Source organism: Nocardioides massiliensis (assembly GCF_030811215.1).
Taxonomy (GTDB): domain Bacteria; phylum Actinomycetota; class Actinomycetes; order Propionibacteriales; family Nocardioidaceae; genus Nocardioides_A; species Nocardioides_A massiliensis.
In genome coordinates this window covers 2609704-2626631 of record NZ_JAUSQM010000001.1, presented here as the reverse complement: position 1 = coordinate 2626631, position 16928 = coordinate 2609704, and the positions used below count along the sequence as shown (strand labels likewise).

The window sequence follows — 16928 nt, the reverse complement described above, 5'->3', positions numbered from 1 at the left end:
CCTCAGACCTGGCTGCGCGACGCCACGGCCTCGGCCACGCGGCGGATCGCCTCGTCCACGGGTACGCCGTTGTCCTGGCGCCCGTCGCGGTAGCGGAAGGAGACCGCGCCGGCCTCCACGTCGTCATCGCCCGCGATCAGCATGAACGGCACCTTCTGCAGTTGCGCGTTGCGGATCTTCTTCTGCATCCGGTCGTCGGACAGGTCGACGTCGGCGCGCAGCCCCTCGGCCTTCATCCGGCGGGCGAGGTCGAGCAGGTAGTCGTTGTGCCGCTCGGCGATCGGGATGCCCTGCACCTGGACCGGCGCCAGCCAGGGCGGGAACGCCCCGGCGTAGTGCTCGACCAGGACCCCCATGAACCGCTCGATCGAGCCGAACTTCGCGGAGTGGATCATCACCGGCTGCTGGCGCGTGCCGTCCGCGGCGACGTACTCGAGGTTGAACCGGTCGGCCGAGGGCTGGTTGAAGTCGTACTGCACGGTGCCCATCTGCCACGTCCGCCCGATCGCGTCGCGTGCCTGCACCGAGATCTTGGGTCCGTAGTACGCCGCCCCACCCGGGTCGGGCACGAGCTCCAGGCCGGTCGCGCGGGCGACGTCCTCGAGCACCTGGGTCGCCACAGCCCAGTCCTCGTCGGAGCCGATGAACTTGTCCTTCGACGCGTCGCGGGTCGACAGCTCGAGGTAGAAGTCGTCGATGCCGAAGTCGCGCAGCAGGCTCAGCATGAAGTTGAGCAGGTGGGCGACCTCGTCGGGCGCCTGCTCGGGGGTGCAGTAGGAGTGCGAGTCGTCCTGCGCGAAGCCGCGCACGCGGGTAAGGCCGTGGATCACGCCGGACTTCTCGTGCCGGTAGACGTGGCCGAACTCGAACAGCCGCAGCGGCAGCTCCCGGTAGGAGCGCTGGCGCGAGCGGTAGATGAGGTTGTGCATGGGGCAGTTCATCGCCTTGAGGCGGTACTCCATGCCGTCGACGTCCAGCGCCGGATACATCCCCTCGCCGTAGTAGGGCAGGTGCCCGGAGGTGTGGAAGAGCCCCTCCTTGGCGATGTGGGGGGTGCCGACGTACTCGAAGCCCTCCTGGATGTGACGCTCGCGGACGTAGTCCTCCATCGCCCGCTTGATCACGCCGCCCTTGGGGTGGAAGACCGGCAGGCCGGAGCCGATCTCGTCGGGGAAGCTGAACAGGTCGAGGTCGCGCCCGAGCTTGCGGTGGTCGCGCCGTTCGGCCTCCTCGATCCGGTGCAGGTAGTCGTCCAGCGCCTCCTTGGACTCCCAGGCGGTGCCGTAGACGCGCTGCAGCTGCTTGTTCTTCTCGTCGCCGCGCCAGTACGCCGCAGCAGACCGCATCAGCTTGAACGCCGGAATCCGCCTGGTCGTCGGCAGGTGCGGGCCGCGGCACAGGTCCTTCCACGCGACCTCGCCCTTGCGGTCGAGGTTGTCGTAGATCGTCAGCTCGCCCGCGCCGACCTCGACGTTGGCACCTTCAAAATCTTGGGTGGTCGAGCTGGTCGAGGCCCCGCCCTTGAGACCGATCAGCTCGAGCTTGTAGGGCTCCTCGGCGAGCTCGACGCGCGCCTCGTCGTCACCGACCACGCGCCGGGAGAAGCGCTGGTTCTCCTTGATGATCTTGCGCATCCGCGACTCGAGCTTCTCGAGGTCCGCCGGGGTGAACGGGGTCTCGACGTCGAAGTCGTAGTAGAAGCCATCGGTGATCGGCGGACCGATGCCGAGCTTGGCCTCGGGGAAGAGGTCCTGCACGGCCTGGGCCAGCACGTGCGCGCAGGAGTGGCGCAGGATGTCGCGGCCGTCGGCGGAGTCGATGGCGACCGGCTCGACCAGGTCGCCCTCGCTCAGCTCGTGGCTGAGGTCGCGGAGGGCAGGTTCATCGTCGGTCGAGCGTGTCGAGACCCGCGCGGCAATGACCTCGGGCTCGTCGGCGAACAGCTGCCAGGCCTTGGTGCCCGTCTCCACCGTCTGCTCGGTCCGCTCGTCGGGGCGGATCACGGTGACGGTGAGCTGGGACACGGGGTCTCTCCTGGTTCGGCCGGTCGGGGGTCAAGCGAGTCGTGTTGATCGTAACGAGACCGCACGATCGTGCGCCGCCGGGTTTCCCTGCGGCACCGCCGCCGACGTCGACCCGTGTCAGTCATTTCTCCCACGATGCGTGCTCGGCGCCGCGTCGGGGCAGCAGTGAAGTGACGACGGAGCTCGGCTCGCGCGTGAGCGAGCGCTTCACCCACGGCTCACGCCGTCGACGATCCACTTCCGATGAGGAGTCGCCATGAACCTGACCCACGTCCCGCTGCGTGTCGCCACCGGCGCGTTCGTCCTCAACTCCGGCATCAGCAAGCTCGGTGCCGACGAGGGCACGGCCCAGTTCCTGCACGGCGCAGCCGCGGGCACCTACCCGGCGCTGTTCAAGGACATGGAGCCCACGAAGTTCGCCAAGGTGCTTGCCTACAGCGAGATCGGCGTGGGCGCCGCCCTGCTCATGCCGAAGGTCTCTGCGACCGTGGCGGGCGCCGCGCTGACCGGGTTCGGCGCCAGCCTGATGGGGATGTATCTCAAGACCCCCTCGATGACCCTGGACGACGGCATCCGCCCGAGCCAGGAAGGTCTCTCCGTGGCCAAGGACGTGTGGCTCGTCGGGGCTGGGCTGACGTTGCTCAGCCAGGGCGTGCTCGGCGCGGCCAAGTCCGGCGCCAAGGCCTCGCGCAAAGCCTCGAAGAAGGCCATGAAGAGGGTCGCGCCGCGCTGACAGCCTCGGCGTACGTCAGATCAGGCGCTCGACCTGAGGTCGGCCGGCCCAGTCATCGAGCTGGGGCGCGGCCGACCTCAGCCGACCCTGCTGCCACGACCGGTGGATGACGACAGCGGCCACCACGGATCCGAGGACGCCCAGACCGAGATCGCTGAGAGTGTCGGCGTAGGCGAAATGCCGGTGGGACGAGCCGCTGATGAAGGCGAAGTACTCGCCGATCTCCCATGCGATGGCACCGGTCGCCCCGACCGCCAGCGCGCGCTCGAGCACGCTGGGGAGGCTGGCGGAGCGGTGCAGCGTCAGCAGGATCGCGGCTCCGGCGAGGAGGCCCGTGTTCATGAAGTGCATCCAGTCGTCGAACCACACGATGGTGTCGTAGAGGTTCATCCGGTTGCCGAGGATGTCGGTGAAGCACGTGATGGTGACCATGAAGTCGGCCAGCCACGGGAGCGACGAGCGTTCGCGCCACCACACGTACCAGACGACGGGCACCGTGAACGACAGCAGCGGATAGACGAGCGCCCGCACCCCCGCGGCCTTGTCCTCCATGTTGCCGGACTCCGGGTGCAGCAGGGCGAGGAGCAGCATCAGCACGAGACCGCCCTTGGCGGCGACGTTCGCGGTCCGGATGACCGGCGGGACGGGATAACGGGCCGCCACCAGTTCGGTCATGCGGCACTCCTGCTCTGTCTCATCTGGTGAGGGCCGGCGCCGACTGCGACGCAGGGCCGTTCACTCCGTACACGATCGAGCACCCGTGAGTCCGAGGACGGTTCCTCTGCACGGGCGACCCCGCAGCGTAGCGCGCCCCCGTTGCGCGCCCTCGCCCTGCCATGCCGTCACGCACGGTATACGGCGCCTTTCCGGTTGCTGGATAGCGTTGTTGCATGGGATCAGACGCAGGTGCGGCAAATCTCCTCGACAACGACGCGGGTCCAACGACGGTGGAGGACGCATCTTCGACCGCAATGCCGTCTCTCGATGATCTCGTCCAACTCCGCGCCGAGTTCTCCCGCTTCATGCTCCAGTACCAGTTCGGCATCGAAGAGGTGAAGACCAAGATCGAGATCTTGCGGCTGGAGTTCATCCATCTGCACGCCCACAACCCGATCGAGCATGTCGCGGCGCGACTGAAGTCGTCGGAGTCCCTGATCGCCAAGGTCTCGCGCAAGGGGCTCGACCCGTCGTTCGAAGCGATCAGTGCGTCCATCACGGACATCGCCGGTCTTCGCATCGTGTGCAGCTTCGTCTCCGACGTCTATCGCGTCGCGGAGATGCTCAGCCGCCAGTCCGACATCACCGTCCTGGAGACCAAGGACTACATCAGCGCGCCGAAGCCGAACGGATATCGAAGCCTGCACCTCCTGGTGCAGGTCCCGGTGTTCCTCTCGGACGAGACCCTCGCCGTGACCGTCGAGCTACAGCTTCGAACCGTCGCGATGGACTTCTGGGCGAGTCTCGAACACAAGATCCACTACAAGTACGACCATCACCTGCCAACGGAAGTGCGCAAGGACCTGGAGGCATCGGCACGAACGGCGGCCGAGCTCGACACGATCATGGAGCACCTGCATCAACAGGTGCATGGGGACGGGGAATCTGCTCCCCCACGTCGGGGCTCCGCCATACCCACCGACGCCGTGCTCGCGCAGTTCCTCCGCATCCGCGCAGCGCGATCAGGTCCACCCTCCCCCTGAAGCGCATCGCTACAAAGAAACCCCCTCTGACCTGCGCATTTGCAGATCAGAGGGGGTCCTGTACTCGGTGGGCGATACTGGGTTCGAACCAGTGACCTCTTCGGTGTGAACGAAGCGCGCTACCACTGCGCCAATCGCCCGAGTGCGGGGACGAGAGTAGCGCACGATCGGACGTGCCTCCCAACCCGGCCCGGCTCACATGCCCGGAAGGTCCGGGATCCACCCGGCGATGCCCTGCAACCAGGCCCAGCTGTCGACCGCGAGCCGCGGCCAGTCGTAGGTCCAGACGTACCAGGCGCCGGCCGCCGCGACGGCGACCAGGACGAGGCCGACCAGCATGATCCGCCGCCGGCGTACGACGGGGTCCATCTGCTCGGCCTGCTCCTTTGCCTCGACCAGCTTGCGGCGAGCCGCGCGCAGCCAGCGCTCCGCCCAGTGGTACTCGGTCGACAGGATCGCCAGCCCCACGGCGATGCCGACCATTCCCGGCCCCGGCGTCACCATCATCACGACGCCGGCGAGGACGACCACGGTCCCGACGATGGTCACGCCGATCTTGGTGGCCAGCGCGAGCGCCGGGTTGGCGTGCATCCGGGCGTGGAGGCGGCCGCGGCGACTCAGTCGCTCGACGGCCTCGACCGGCTCCACCGTCTCGGCCCGCTCGCTGTGCTGAGCCGGTGACAGGTCGCCCGGCCGCGCGACCACGGCTGCGTCGCTCGTCGAGTCCTCGCTGCTCATGCCCGCCTTGTCTGTCCGCGTGTCGTGCACAACACCGTCATACGGCGCTTGCGCTCAGGTGCTCACGATATCGGCCGATCGAAAGCCGGGTCACCCCCACGACGACCGGTCGATGCTCCGATTCGGGGCATTGGCGTAGGAATCGCCGGGCGCGGGTACCCGACACCTATCTCGGGAGGAGGACTCATGCCACTCAAGGCCCCAGCCGTTCGCCAGCAGACCTCGTTGGAACTGATCGACCCTTCGGGTGGCTTCGCGCCCATCGCGGCCGCCCTCGGGTACGACCCGCAGCGCGACCCCTACGCCGTCACGGCCGGCTTCGCCGTGGGCGACTCCCCCGTCGTCTGGACGTTCGCCCGCGACCTCCTCGTCAACGGGCTCGCGGAACCGACCGGTGACGGCGACGTGCACGTGTGGCCGGCGGTCGACGACGCCGGCGTCCCCGTCGTCGCGCTCGAGCTCAACTCCCCCGACGGCTCCGCACTGCTGCAGGTGCGCACCTCGGAGGTCAAGCGATTCCTGAGCCGCAGCCTGCGTTCGGTCCCCCAGGGCCGCGAGAGCGATCACCTCGACCTCGACGCGCTCGTCGGACGCCTGCTCGAGACCGACTGAGGCTCACGGGTCGATCTGCACGGTCTCCCGCTCGCGCCACACCTGCTGAGCCCGACGAGTCAGCGGCCCCGGCACGTCCCAGGTCCGATCGTCCAGGCGGTGCACCGGCTGCACGTCACGCGTGGTCGAGACGACGAACACCTCCTCCGCGTCCGCAAGGACCGCGAGCGGCGCGTCTTCGACGCGCACCGCGGTGCCCGCGTCCTGCAACCACTCGAGCAGCAGGGCCCGCGTGACGCCGGCAAGACAGCCGGACTCCAGCGTCGGCGTACGCAGCTCCCCGTCGATGGCATAGAACACGTTGGTGCCCGTGCCCTCGCAGATGTTGCCGGCGAGGTTGCCGAACAGCGCCTCGCTCGCGTCGCGTTCGGCGGCGTAGGCCAGCGCGACGACGTTCTCGCCGTACGACGTGGTCTTCAGCCCCGCCAACGGTCCCCGCTCGTTGCGTGGCCAGGGCACGGTGACGACCGCGACGCTCGGCGCCGGCCCGGGCATCTCGGAGACGGCCACGACGAGGGTGGGCGGCTCGTCCCCGCGCCCAGACCCCATCGGCGCCGGTCCTCCGGTGTAGGTGATGCGCAGCCGGCCGAGCGCCGGCGCGTCCGTCGCGAGCACGGCGTCCACCCCGCCGCGTACGGCGTCCAGGTCGACGGGCGGCAGACCCATCCCCTGCGCGGAGTACGCGAGACGGTCGAGGTGTCGCGTGAGCGCGAACGGCCGGCCCTCGACGACCTTCACCGCCTCGAACACTCCGTCGCCCACGGTGAACCCGTGGTCGGTGATCGCCACCGCCGGCTCACGCGCATCGACCAGGAGCTGTCCGTTCACCCATGCCCGCATGCCCCGCAGCGTAGGCCGCGCAATCGTCGCCGGCGCCGCTCCGGAGCCGCCGTACGCCGTCGCCACGCCATGCGCGACCCCAAATTTGTCATTCGACTCGCTTCGGCTACAGTTCTGCTCGCACCTCACGGGGTGCCCGGCTCGCCGGGTGCATCGCGATGTGACAAGCGGACGTAGCTCAGTTGGTAGAGCGCAACCTTGCCAAGGTTGAGGTCGCGAGTTCGAGCCTCGTCGTCCGCTCGGAGAGGTCAGTGTGTCACGGCCAGGCCTTCCTGGTGGGTTGGCCGAGAGGCGAGGCAACGGACTGCAAATCCGTGTACACGGGTTCAAATCCCGTACCCACCTCCACCGCACGACAACTCAAGATCTAGGGCGATTGGCGCAGTGGTAGCGCGCTTCCTTGACACGGAAGAGGTCACTGGTTCAAACCCAGTATCGCCCACCAGCAGCAAAACCGCCTCTGACCTGCGAGAACAGCAGATCAGAGGCGGTTCTCGTTTTCCCGGTGCATCGTCCACGCATCGGATGCGGAACCACCTCTCTCCCGAGAGGAACCGCGCAGATGACCACCACCATCGCCCCACCAATCACCCGCACCGAACTTGCCCGCACCCTCCCGCCGATCGAGTGCGAGCCGTGGTGCCACGCCCGCGACGGCCACCCCGAGAACTGGGCACCCGAGGACCAGTACTGCTTCTCCAACGGCATGGTCACCCCGCTCTCGCGCTACCAGATGGAGCGGTACGGACCCGAGGGCTTCTTCCAGAACTACCTCGAGGTCTACCTGGAGACCTTCCACGGCATCGCTGCCGTTCAGCTGCGCGAGGACAGCACCGACAAGCCGATCCGGATGACAGCCGCCGAGGCACGCACGACCGCGCTGTCCCTGCTGCTCACCGCTCAGGTACTCGACGGCCAGGACACGTCCGCACCTGAACAGTCGGACGTCGACGCCGTGCGCGAGCTCCTCGACCTGATGGAGACCTTCTCCGACAACGACCAGCGCGCCCGCTACCTCCTGACCAGCAACTGGCTGCGTGACCGTGGGGCGATCGCCGGCGCACGGCTCCAGGCCACGGAGGCGACCCGATGAGCACGCGACCCAAGGACCCGACGCGCTGCTCCCGGTGCTCGAAGAAGTACCGCGGTCGCGGTGACTGGAACAGCACGTACAAGCAGGGCATCTGCATCGGTCTCCTCTGCCCGGCCTGCCAGACGCCCGAGGAGAACGCAGAGGCTGCGATCAACGAGGCCACCCTCGACTACGGCCGCGGCGGATTCGACGCCTTCGGCCGCCAGTACGCACGCTCGAAGGAAGGAACGGGCCGATGAGCACCCCGATTGCCACCCTCGAAGAGCGTCACGCCCGCATCCTCGATGCGCTCACCGGCGTCGACCTGACCGAGGACGAGGAACGATTCGTCGCCTGGATGGCCGGCTGGGACGACTCGACGGTTGACCGGCTCATCAACGTGCTGCGCAAGGTCCGCGCTGGCGGGGCGGCCGACTGCGCCTCTCAGCCCACCTGAACGGCACTGTCGGTGCCATCCACCACCCTCAAACGACACCCCATCACCGCGACGGAAGGAACCGAGATGACCAGCGCGATCGACGAGAAGCACCGCATGATCTTCTGCCCGACCTGGTGCAGCGCAGAGCCGCACGAGCATGACTTCGCCATCGAATCCGAGACTGGGCGCCCTGTGATGAGCCACACCGGCCCGATGTTCGGCCCGTTCTTCACGAGTGCCAACACTCATGTAGACACTCTGCCGGACCTGCAGGCCGTGAACGCAGAGGTGCGAGCCTTCGATCTAGACGACGTCGCCATGACCCCCGAGTCGCTTCGTCAGCTCGCGGCGGAGGCGCTGGACGCCGCGGAGTGGCTGGAGGCGAACCGATGACGACCACGACCGTCTCTCTGGATCTGACCTGCCCTGACTGGTGCACCATCTCCGCCGAAGACCACGTCAGCGCGCTGTGGGACACCGAGGCCAACCTCATCCACCACAGCGCCGACCAGCCCGTGGGCGCGTTCGACGTGTCCTGGACGACGGTGACGAGGCCGGACGGCCGGCCCAGCGAGGCTCCGACGGTCTTCCTTGACGGCCAAGACATCACCCCGGCGCAGGCACGCGAGCTAGCAGCCGCGTTGATCCGTGGCGCAGAAGCCATTGAGCAGAGTCTCGCTGCGCCGATTGGCGCGGAGTAGCGGGGCGACATGGACGAGCTCCATGACTACGCCAACTGGATGCTTGGCCAACGTCTGGCCCCGCGCACGATCGAGCAGCGGGTCGAGTTCGCCGATTGGCGACTGCGGGAGTGGCGAACCTGGGATCTGCCTGGGCATGTGATCGCCGGCTGGCTGAGCCAGCACGACGGCTGGACGGCCGTCACCTACTACGGGCACCTGAGGTCGGTATATGCCTGGCTTCTCGAGGCCGGCCACATCACCAAGTCCCCGATGGATCCGATCCGGCGACCGAAGCCGCCACCACCTCGCCCGAAGCCGCTCACGCCGAGTGAGGTCGTCGCGGTGCTCGACGGTGCGTCCGGACACCTGCGCTCATGGATGCTGCTAGCGCTCCTCGCGGGCCTGCGCGTGCATGAGATCGCCAAGCTGCGCGGCCAGGACATCGACGAGACCGAGATCTACGTGATCGGCAAGGGCGGCAAGCCCGAGGTGCTGCCCACGCACCCCGACCTGTGGGAGCTCGCGCAGACCTACCCGCGGCACGGCCTCTGGTTCCCCTCGCCGGTGCGGCGCGGCGAGCCCTACACGGCCGACCACATCTCTGGCCAGGTCGCCGACCGCTTCCGGTCGGTCGGCATCGCGCGCGGCTCGATCCACCGACTGCGCGCCACCTACGGCACCAACCTCCTGCGCAACGGGGCGAACCTGCGCGTGGTGCAGACGCTCATGCGGCACTCGTCGCTCGCGACCACTGAGCACTACCTCGGCGTGGATGAGGTCGAGCGCACCGAGGCGATCAGGAGGCTGAGCGCGTGACGAGGGTACGCGCTGAGCGCGTACCCCTGGCAGAAAACGCATCCAGATGCCAGCGGGCGGGCTAACGAACGAGAACTTCCCGGAGCCGAGGTAGACGTTGGCTAATCGTCAGGGCTGGCCAGAGGAAAGCGCAGCGCCCAGGTTTGAGCACCAGTCGGCGCCTCCTCGACGAACTGCATCCCGAAGCGACGCATCAGACGAAGACTGCAACCGTTGTGCTTGAAGATCTCGCACTCCACGTACATCTGCAGAGCGCCAGACTCGATGCACCATGCCTCGATCTCGCCGAGAGCGTGCCGGATCATGTCGTAGCCGAGGCCACTGCGTGCTTCACGGTGCCGCATCGCGACTGCAGCCACGTCGAGGTGGACCAGTCCGGGCTCGTTCAGCTTGGCCCAGCTACAGACTCCTGCCACGCCGTCAGCGTCGACCATGACCCAGGTCTCCATATGCCCGCGCGCAGGGACGCGAAGCGAGCGAACCATCTGCTGAGCGTTGTACTCCCACAATCGGGGGTGCTCGGCCTGCCAGTTGGTCGCGCGACTCCGGCGAGGCTTCTCAGGCTCTGTGCATACGAAGTGGTCGATCTCGGCCTGATCGGCGCGCTGGGCGCGGCGCCACTCTGCCGGGCCTTCAGTCACCAGGTCTTGGTGGTGAGGGGCGCGACGCGTGCGGCGTTTTTGCGAGCCCGCGCGGTTCGCTCCTCAAGGGGCTGCTCGGCACCGATCATCGTGCGGTAGCGCTGAGCGGCTTCGATCTCGGCGACGGCAGAACCCCTGGGCGTGCGCAACGGCGCCTTCCGTAGGCTGCGCTTGGCGCGCGCGGTGATACCCGTGATGCTCATGTCTCCTCCAAGAGAACGTGGTCCACTGAGCGCCCTGGGGAAGCCGGGTGCATGGGCGGTCCAGCGGTGTCCACTTGTCTCCACGGTACGCCACGAGAGCAACTGAGCGCACCTGAAAGAACTGAAAGCAGCACGGAACCACATCCGGCGACCGCCTACGCGTCGCGGTCGTTGTACTTCATGTCGAACGGGTTGGGCGCTGCCTCGCCGTTGGCTCGCACGCGGGCAGCTTCCAGCGCGTATCCGACAGCGCTGCGCATACTCCGCCGACCGCCTTCGACGTGCATGTCCTGGAGTTCCAGGTCGGCCAGCAACAGGTAGATCATGTTGCACAACATGCCGATGACGGCGCTGGAGCCGGGGCGGTTGTCGTACTGCGCCAGGACCCGCCGCGACTCATCCGAGAGCCCACCGCCGCCACGGAGGTCTTCCAGTACATCGAGGACCTCGTTTGCGATTGTTCCCCCGGTGATCGAGCTCGCGTCAAGCTCGTAGCCACCACGCTGAGCGGCCACGACCTGGGCGAGCACGGGGAACGACGTGCCGGGGTGGTGGCGTAGCGAGACCACCGCCGACGCGACCTGTATCAGGGCGCCGACCGAGCCAAGATCGTCGATCATTTGCTGACCAAGCATCGCGACGTCTTCCCCGCGGCCCTCCTCGAACGCGTGGAGGTATCCGTAGAGGGACTCGTGGATCTCGCTCATCTGGGACCTCGCGTGGTGGAGCGCCGCTGGCGTGACATGGACGGACGGTACGCGGCCATCATCCTGCACGCCCCCTCTTGGTGGCCGCGATCTTCTGGTTCGTCTGCTGCTGCTGGCGACCAAGGAAGGCGATCTGGTCCTGGATGCCCTGCATCTGGTTGGCGAGGATGTCGGTCTGCGTCTGGATCAGCGCGTCCCGCCGGGCATCGTTCGCGGCACCCTGTGACACCAACGTCGCGAGCTTCGCGTCCTGTGCCGTCAGCAGCGCCGCCTCACGCTCGTAGGCCGCCAACTGCTCAGCGAAGTGGGCGCCGTGGACCTCGTTGGCGACCTGCGCTCCCAGGCCGGCGACCATCTGCTCGCGCTCAGCCCAGGCACGCTCTCGGGCGTCGATGCCGGCCGGACCCGTGGCGAGCAGTTCGAGCGCGAGACCCAGGTCGCCCTCCCGCGCCAACATCTCGTACAGCGGCCCGTCAAGCCCCGCCGCAGCGAGCGCCGTCAATGTCTCCGAGAACTGCCGAGCCGCCGCCGTGTTCTCAGCAAGGATCTGGTCGAACGCCGCAAGGCCAGTGATCGCCTGGTCCGCAGCCGACCCGACGCCGCCGAGGTCGCGCGACAGGGAGTCGACCTGCGACTGGTACTGGTCCATCTCCGCCAGCGCCGACGACGCCGCGCGAGCACGAGCGATCTCGCCGAGCGAGGAGTCACCCAGCGCGAAGTGGTAGCGGCCCTTCGCCGACGACAACGCGTCCTGGGCGGCCAGCAGCTCAGCCGACGGACCCGCTGCACCGCCGCCCGCGACGACCGGGGAGATCGAGGCGTTGAACGGGTTCGACAGGAAGTTGCTGGCGACCTGCGACGACAACTGATCCATCGCCTGCCGCACCGCGTCGAGCGACTGCTGGTGCTCGGCGAGAGAGTCGGCGAGCGCGTCCCGGCGCTGCGTCTCCGCGTCGATGGCCTTCTCGTTCGCCTCGATCGCGCGAGCGTTCGCCATCATGTCCGACGCCATCTTCTGCGCACGCTTCGTCCACGTGCCGCCCGCGTCCACGATGGAGCGGCGGAAGTCCTGCAGGGCCTTCTGCGTGTCGCCGACGATGCCGTCCGGGCGCAGCATGTCCGCCCGCAGGGAGCGCAGGTCGCCGATGCCGCCACGGAGGTCCGCGCGCCGGTCGCGCAGCGCGTCACGGCGCTCGATCAGCGGCTCCAGCAACGGGGCACGGCGCGCCTGACGCAGGTCACGGCGGGCGATCAGGCGGTCCAGGGTTGCCGCTGCGAGGTCGCCCGGCTTCAAGGCGTCCTTGCCGGTCGCGTTGATGCTCTTGGTCAGCTCGTTGATCGACTGCTGCAAGCGCAGGATCTCGCGGCGCTGGTCGAGGGTGGGGCGAGCGCCGCGGATGCCGCCGGCAGCGAAGCCCTCGACGCCCAGCCGGCGTCCCGTCTCGGCCCAGATGTCCAGGGAGCGGTCGCGCTTCGCGGCTGCCAACGGGATGTACGCCTCGCCGCCGGTCTCCTCCTCGGCCCAGACGCGGTAGGCACCAGCCGGGGCGATCTGCGCGACGTGGCTCTCGCGCATGCCGCCGTTGGCGTAGAAGTCGAGGACGGAGCCGCGAGCCTGGTCGCGGACAGGGTTCATGCGAGGGACCTGCACGCCACGAAGCGGGTTGAGAGACCCGAGACCGCTCAGGTCACTGCGCAACGCGCTGAGGGCGTTCCGGACACGCTCGATGCCCGCCTCTGCGGCTGCGGTCTCGACGTCGACGCGGACACGTCGCGGCTTGATCTCGAGGAGCCGGTTGGCCAGCCGCTTGGCCTTCTCCTCGCCCATGCCCATCTCGGTGGCCATCTCGACGAACTGCCGACGAGCTTCGCGGGCCGCTCCACTGGCGTTCTTCTGACGGTCCGAGAGGTTGTTCCACGAAGACGCGAGACTGGTTAGCGCCGACATGTTGGCGCGCCCCTTCTCCGTGGTCAGGTCGAGGGTGCGCCCGTTCTCCTTGAGCGACTTGCGCGCGTCGTCAATGGCCGCGTGGTAGCCGATCTCGGCGTCGATGGCCGCGAGTGCTGCGGTGCGCTTGTTGCGCATCGCCTCCACGGCTTCGTTGATCGCCTCAGCCTGCTTCTCGCTTGCAGCGGCCGCCGCTGCGGCCTCCTTGGTGTAGCCGCTAACCGCATCCGCTGCGCCTTCGCCGGACAGCTCGAGGGCGGCGAGCGCGTCACCGTATGCCGGGAGCATGTCGGCGGCTTCCTTGGTCGACTTGCCTGCCTTGGCGGCCTCGTCGGCGAAGTACTCCGCGCCGGCTGCTGCAGCGTCGAGGTTGCCGCGGTTGACCAGGTCGGCGAGGGCTGCGTCGATGTTCTTGATGACATCGGCACCGACGTCGGCGCGGGTCTCGCGGGTCAGGCCGGCGAACCAGTTCCCGACCTTGTCGAGCGGTCCCAGGTCGAGGGCGCTGATCGCATCGGCCACGCCGTTGATGTTGTCGGTGATCGCTGTGGAGCCGGTGTCGAGCAGTCCGCCGAGGCTGTTGATCTGATCCAGCCAGGAGTCCATGACCGGGGCGGTGGCAAGCTCGTCGAGCTTCTTGCGTGCACCGTCCGCGTCGACCTCGAGGCTGGCGAGTGCTGCACCGAACTGCGTGACCGAGGCGATTTGGTGTCGGTCGAGGAAGGTGCCTGCGGCCTTCGCAGCGAGAAATGCCGTCGACAGGCCGACCACGGAGCGGGTGACCCCGTCGATGGCACCGCCCAGACGGGGCATGCTCTCGCGCAGCGACTGCATCGCCGCGTAGGTGGACATCACGCGCGGGAACACCAGTAGGAACGCACCGCCGGCAAGCGCAGCCGCGCCACTGAGTCCGACGGTCGCGGCGGCGAGGTTCTTCGTCTCGGGCGAGAGTCCCTGATAGGCCCGCATCGCGTCCGCGGCATGGTTGGCGAGGTCGACGAGGTAGCCGCCTCCGGTCGGGTCGACCAGTGGCGTGGCGAGCTCGGAGGCGAAGTCGCGCCAGGCGGCCTTGACCCGGTCGATCGCTCCGGCGAAGGTCGTCTTGACGTTGTCGGCCGCGCCGTCGAACCGCTCCGACATGCCGGCAGCCAGAGCGTCGAGAGCCATCTGCGCATCCAGAGATCCGTCAGTGATCGCCTCACGAATCTGAGCACCGGTCATATCCATCTGCGAACCGATGAGGTCCGCAGCGTTGACGCCCCGGTTGCCGAACTCGTTCAAGTCCTGCGCGGTGATCTTCGCCGAGGACTGGATCTTGCTCATCGTGGCGACGATGCCCTCGATCTCAGCGTTGCTGCCACCAGCGGCTGCGACTGCGTTCTGAATCGCGTCGAGGTACGGCACCACCTTCGACGCCTCGATCCCGAACGCCAGCATCTGTTGCTGCGCAGCGATGAAGGTCTGGCGAGCGAACGGCGAGTTGCGGGCGAAGTCGTCGAGCCGATCCATCTGATCCGCGGCAGCCGAGGCGCTTCCCAGGATGGTGGTCAATGCCGCCGTGGACTGCTGGCGAAGCTGGTTGTAGGCGATACCGGTCTTGAGAATGGATCCGGCGAGCGCCGTGACACCGACGCCGTAGGCGGCCAGCGAGGTGCCGACGGTCGTCCACGCTTGCCTCTGCTTCGCGGCAGACGCGGCAGCGGTCTGCTGGATCCTGCGATGTTGCTGCTCGGTGCCCACACCGGCCTTGGCGACGTCCTCGGCTGCCTTCGCAGCGTCAGCCATTGCCTGCCGGTACTGGCCGATCTCGGCCCTCAAGAAAATCTGGACGGTGCGGCGACTAGTCATGACGGTCCTCCTTGCTCGCCAGCACGTGGAGCACCCAAGAGGCGACCGCGCGCAACATGAATTCCTCGTCGTCGCCGTGCTGCTCAGCGGCGTACTTGATGCCGACCTGACCGAGCAGGACAAGTCCCATCAGCGAGGCGTTGATGTCGGCCTGCGCGTCGAGCAACAGGTCCGTCAGCGCGGCATCGTCGGCCTCGCGGAAGGCGCGGATCATGTCCTCGGCACGCAGGATCGCGTCAGCGTGGTCTGGAAGCGACTACCCGTTTCGGTGCTCATCCGACGTCACCAGCCTTGGGCTGGTCATCGACAGGCGCTACGACCGTGATCCGGTCCCGCGAGGAGCGTTGACCCGTCTGCGCAGGTGGGTCGACGGAACGAGGAGCCGAGCGGGCAGCCGTCCAGCCCATCCCTGCCAACCCCGCGTCCGTCAGCCCGATCTGGTCGGCGAAACGGTGGAGCTGCGCAACGTGCGCGGCGCCGACATCCTCGGACTCGCAGCGGACGAACTGTCGGACGTACATCGCCACGATGCCGTGGCGCCACTCGTGACCTGGCTGGGACCAGATGTGGCCCTGCGGCAGCTTCCACACGTCGCGCCAGAGGGTCAGCTCCCGCTTCGTGGGCTTCTCGAGGGGGAAGCTGGGCGGCTTGCCCGAGTACCCCTCGGTGGGCAGCTCGCGGAAGTTCAGCCCAAACCGATCAGAGCGGCCAGAAAGCGGGTTGGGGGCCGGGCCAGAGCGCAAACGGGCTCCTCCGTGGGTCATCGCGCGCCTCCTGGGGCCGGAATGTTGAACCCCTCGCAGGTAGGGCAGCTCTCACCGGCGGTCATGGGCACGGTCGGCCTGCCCCATCCCCCTGGGGGGTACGCGGCGGGCATCAGCCGGCCACCATCGCGTCGGAGAGCGCCACGCTGAGCGCGCCACTCTCGTCGGGCTGGGTGGCGTATCGGACGGCCGAGACGTAGCGCTCACTCGCGTCGCGAACCGCGGCCTTCAAGCCGAGGGCGGTTGCCGCGGGGCTTCCCTCCCGTGCGACCCCGGCGAGAGCATGGTCGACGGCTTCGCGGTGCTGCTCGATGAACGGCAGCCTGTCGCCGGGCCGCGAGGCGAAGCGATCGGCGACAGACGGGAGCACCTGGCGGACCGCGAGGAGCCCGTCGATGTCACGGTCCTCGGCAAGGGCGCCGATGATGTCACCGGGATGCGACGCTTCCAGGGCCAGGCTCACCCTGAGTACCGCGTCGCTGACCTCCCGCGCGCGGCTCAGTCTGCGCATCTCCTCCTCGACCGCTGTGGCTGCATCGACCAGTGCCTGCGATGCAGTGGGGGCGAGCTCCTCCACCTTGCCCCTGATGGTCTGCCGGAGTTCCTGGCGATGAGCTGTACGTCCTTGCGCGGACACGTGCGGGTCGCGCCGCAGCTTCGACACACCCTGTCGGTACTCATCGGCAGCCTGACTCAGCAGCTCGGTAGCCACCTCGACCTGACTCAGCAGCTCTCTGATCGGCTTCATGCCGCACCTCCACGCATCGAATGGTTCACAAGTAGAGCGAGCTCGCTGTTCAGCCTGCCGGCCGCGAGACTGAGCTCGTACAGCTCGATGAGGTCGGCTTGAACTGCGGCATCGCCGCCAACCCACTCATCCAGGACCGAGGCCCACTGCTGCTCGAAACAGTGCCGGGCGACCGCCTTGGCCAACACGAGGTCGTCGGTGCTCTGCGCCTGGGCAAGCAGCCGAGCGGCCTCGGCTTGGGTCGCCAGTCGCGAGGCTCGATCGGCGGCGTCGCGCTGGCTGATGATGTCTGCCCCGTTGGCGGTTGCGAAGGTGCCGAACAGGCGGCGGTGCAGCTCGTCGCGTCGTCCGCACCTGTCGGCCGCTCTCCGACCTGAGTCTGTGCTCCTTGGCTTCGCGTACACGGTCCCTC

General features: G+C 68.0%; 21 protein-coding genes and 4 tRNA genes. 12 read left to right on the top strand and 13 right to left on the bottom strand.

The window, feature by feature from the left end; translation table 11 throughout:
- Window positions 1-2 precede the first annotated feature (2 nt).
- Window positions 3-2024, bottom strand: a complete 2022-nt coding sequence (gene thrS, locus J2S59_RS13035) for a threonine--tRNA ligase (RefSeq protein ID WP_068117275.1) — start codon at window positions 2022-2024, stop codon at window positions 3-5.
- Between the two features lie 256 nt (window positions 2025-2280).
- Between thrS and J2S59_RS13030 the strand changes: the two genes are divergently transcribed.
- Window positions 2281-2757 carry a hypothetical protein gene (locus J2S59_RS13030; protein ID WP_306825193.1) on the top strand — a complete coding sequence of 159 codons (477 nt, stop codon included), beginning with the start codon at window positions 2281-2283 and terminating at the stop codon, window positions 2755-2757.
- 15 nt (window positions 2758-2772) lie between these two features.
- On the opposite strand, the gene J2S59_RS13025 is transcribed toward J2S59_RS13030, so the two are convergent.
- Window positions 2773-3432, bottom strand: a complete 660-nt coding sequence (locus J2S59_RS13025) for a DUF2238 domain-containing protein (protein ID WP_068119555.1) — start codon at window positions 3430-3432, stop codon at window positions 2773-2775.
- A 215-nt stretch (window positions 3433-3647) separates the two neighbouring features.
- Here J2S59_RS13025 and J2S59_RS13020 point away from each other — a divergent pair, with 215 nt between their 5' ends.
- A complete protein-coding gene (locus J2S59_RS13020) occupies window positions 3648-4457 on the top strand; it encodes a GTP pyrophosphokinase (protein WP_181641748.1) in 810 nt (269 codons plus the stop codon).
- 68 nt (window positions 4458-4525) lie between these two features.
- Here J2S59_RS13020 and J2S59_RS13015 read toward each other — a convergent pair.
- Window positions 4526-4597: transfer RNA gene (locus tag J2S59_RS13015), tRNA-Val, on the bottom strand.
- A 55-nt stretch (window positions 4598-4652) separates the two neighbouring features.
- The gene (locus J2S59_RS13010) at window positions 4653-5195 is read right to left on the bottom strand and encodes a TIGR02611 family protein (RefSeq protein ID WP_181641749.1); all 543 of its coding nucleotides are present in this window, start codon (window positions 5193-5195) and stop codon (window positions 4653-4655) included.
- Window positions 5196-5381: 186 nt separating this feature from the next.
- Here J2S59_RS13010 and J2S59_RS13005 point away from each other — a divergent pair, with 186 nt between their 5' ends.
- The gene (locus J2S59_RS13005) at window positions 5382-5807 is read left to right on the top strand and encodes an SsgA family sporulation/cell division regulator (protein ID WP_068119565.1); all 426 of its coding nucleotides are present in this window, start codon (window positions 5382-5384) and stop codon (window positions 5805-5807) included.
- Window positions 5808-5810: 3 nt separating this feature from the next.
- Here the strand turns inward: J2S59_RS13005 and J2S59_RS13000 are convergent, their stop codons facing one another.
- On the bottom strand, window positions 5811-6647 hold the full coding sequence (locus J2S59_RS13000; protein WP_306825192.1) for an aminotransferase class IV: 837 nt from the start codon (window positions 6645-6647) through the stop codon (window positions 5811-5813).
- Between the two features lie 167 nt (window positions 6648-6814).
- Between J2S59_RS13000 and J2S59_RS12995 the strand changes: the two genes are divergently transcribed.
- The 9 genes from J2S59_RS12995 (at window position 6815) to J2S59_RS12955 (ending at window position 9657) form a co-directional block, all read left to right on the top strand.
- Window positions 6815-6887: transfer RNA gene (locus J2S59_RS12995), tRNA-Gly, on the top strand.
- A 34-nt stretch (window positions 6888-6921) separates the two neighbouring features.
- Window positions 6922-6995 (top strand) — tRNA-Cys (locus J2S59_RS12990).
- A 22-nt stretch (window positions 6996-7017) separates the two neighbouring features.
- Window positions 7018-7092: transfer RNA gene (locus J2S59_RS12985), tRNA-Val, on the top strand.
- A gap of 117 nt (window positions 7093-7209) precedes the next feature.
- A complete protein-coding gene (locus J2S59_RS12980) occupies window positions 7210-7740 on the top strand; it encodes a hypothetical protein (protein ID WP_306825191.1) in 531 nt (176 codons plus the stop codon).
- Complete coding sequence (locus J2S59_RS12975; protein ID WP_068116647.1) at window positions 7737-7979, top strand: hypothetical protein; 243 nt, start codon at window positions 7737-7739, stop codon at window positions 7977-7979. Before J2S59_RS12980 ends, J2S59_RS12975 begins: the two co-directional genes overlap by 4 nt.
- Window positions 7976-8176: a hypothetical protein gene (locus J2S59_RS12970; RefSeq protein WP_068116645.1), complete on the top strand. Its 201-nt coding sequence runs from the start codon at window positions 7976-7978 to the stop codon at window positions 8174-8176. The genes J2S59_RS12975 and J2S59_RS12970 overlap by 4 nt, the downstream gene beginning before the upstream one ends.
- Before the next feature lie 66 nt (window positions 8177-8242).
- Window positions 8243-8551, top strand: coding sequence for a hypothetical protein (locus tag J2S59_RS12965; RefSeq protein ID WP_068116644.1), 309 nt, complete (start codon window positions 8243-8245; stop codon window positions 8549-8551).
- Complete coding sequence (locus J2S59_RS12960) at window positions 8548-8859, top strand: DUF6907 domain-containing protein (protein WP_068116642.1); 312 nt, start codon at window positions 8548-8550, stop codon at window positions 8857-8859. The genes J2S59_RS12965 and J2S59_RS12960 overlap by 4 nt, the downstream gene beginning before the upstream one ends.
- 9 nt (window positions 8860-8868) lie before the next feature.
- Window positions 8869-9657: a tyrosine-type recombinase/integrase gene (locus J2S59_RS12955; protein WP_068116640.1), complete on the top strand. Its 789-nt coding sequence runs from the start codon at window positions 8869-8871 to the stop codon at window positions 9655-9657.
- Window positions 9658-9758: 101 nt separating this feature from the next.
- Here J2S59_RS12955 and J2S59_RS12950 read toward each other — a convergent pair whose 3' ends face one another.
- The 8 genes from J2S59_RS12950 to J2S59_RS12915 all read right to left on the bottom strand — a co-directional run bounded on the left by J2S59_RS12950 (window position 9759) and on the right by J2S59_RS12915 (window position 16920).
- Window positions 9759-10298: a GNAT family N-acetyltransferase gene (locus J2S59_RS12950; protein ID WP_181641447.1), complete on the bottom strand. Its 540-nt coding sequence runs from the start codon at window positions 10296-10298 to the stop codon at window positions 9759-9761.
- Entirely contained in the window at window positions 10295-10501 is a 207-nt protein-coding gene (locus tag J2S59_RS12945) for a hypothetical protein (RefSeq protein WP_068116636.1), read from the bottom strand. The genes J2S59_RS12950 and J2S59_RS12945 overlap by 4 nt, the downstream gene beginning before the upstream one ends.
- Window positions 10502-10656: 155 nt before the next feature.
- Window positions 10657-11208 (bottom strand): hypothetical protein, encoded by a 552-nt coding sequence (locus J2S59_RS12940; protein WP_181641446.1) that lies wholly within the window; start codon window positions 11206-11208, stop codon window positions 10657-10659.
- 58 nt (window positions 11209-11266) lie between these two features.
- On the bottom strand, window positions 11267-14941 hold the full coding sequence (locus J2S59_RS12935; protein ID WP_068116632.1) for a tape measure protein: 3675 nt from the start codon (window positions 14939-14941) through the stop codon (window positions 11267-11269).
- Between the two features lie 55 nt (window positions 14942-14996).
- Window positions 14997-15218: a hypothetical protein gene (locus tag J2S59_RS12930; RefSeq protein WP_068116630.1), complete on the bottom strand. Its 222-nt coding sequence runs from the start codon at window positions 15216-15218 to the stop codon at window positions 14997-14999.
- A 58-nt stretch (window positions 15219-15276) separates the two neighbouring features.
- Window positions 15277-15768, bottom strand: a complete 492-nt coding sequence (locus J2S59_RS12925) for a hypothetical protein (protein WP_306825190.1) — start codon at window positions 15766-15768, stop codon at window positions 15277-15279.
- A gap of 112 nt (window positions 15769-15880) precedes the next feature.
- Window positions 15881-16516: a hypothetical protein gene (locus J2S59_RS12920; RefSeq protein ID WP_068116626.1), complete on the bottom strand. Its 636-nt coding sequence runs from the start codon at window positions 16514-16516 to the stop codon at window positions 15881-15883.
- Window positions 16513-16920 (bottom strand): hypothetical protein, encoded by a 408-nt coding sequence (locus tag J2S59_RS12915; RefSeq protein ID WP_068116624.1) that lies wholly within the window; start codon window positions 16918-16920, stop codon window positions 16513-16515. Before J2S59_RS12915 ends, J2S59_RS12920 begins: the two co-directional genes overlap by 4 nt.
- Window positions 16921-16928: the final 8 nt, after the last annotated feature.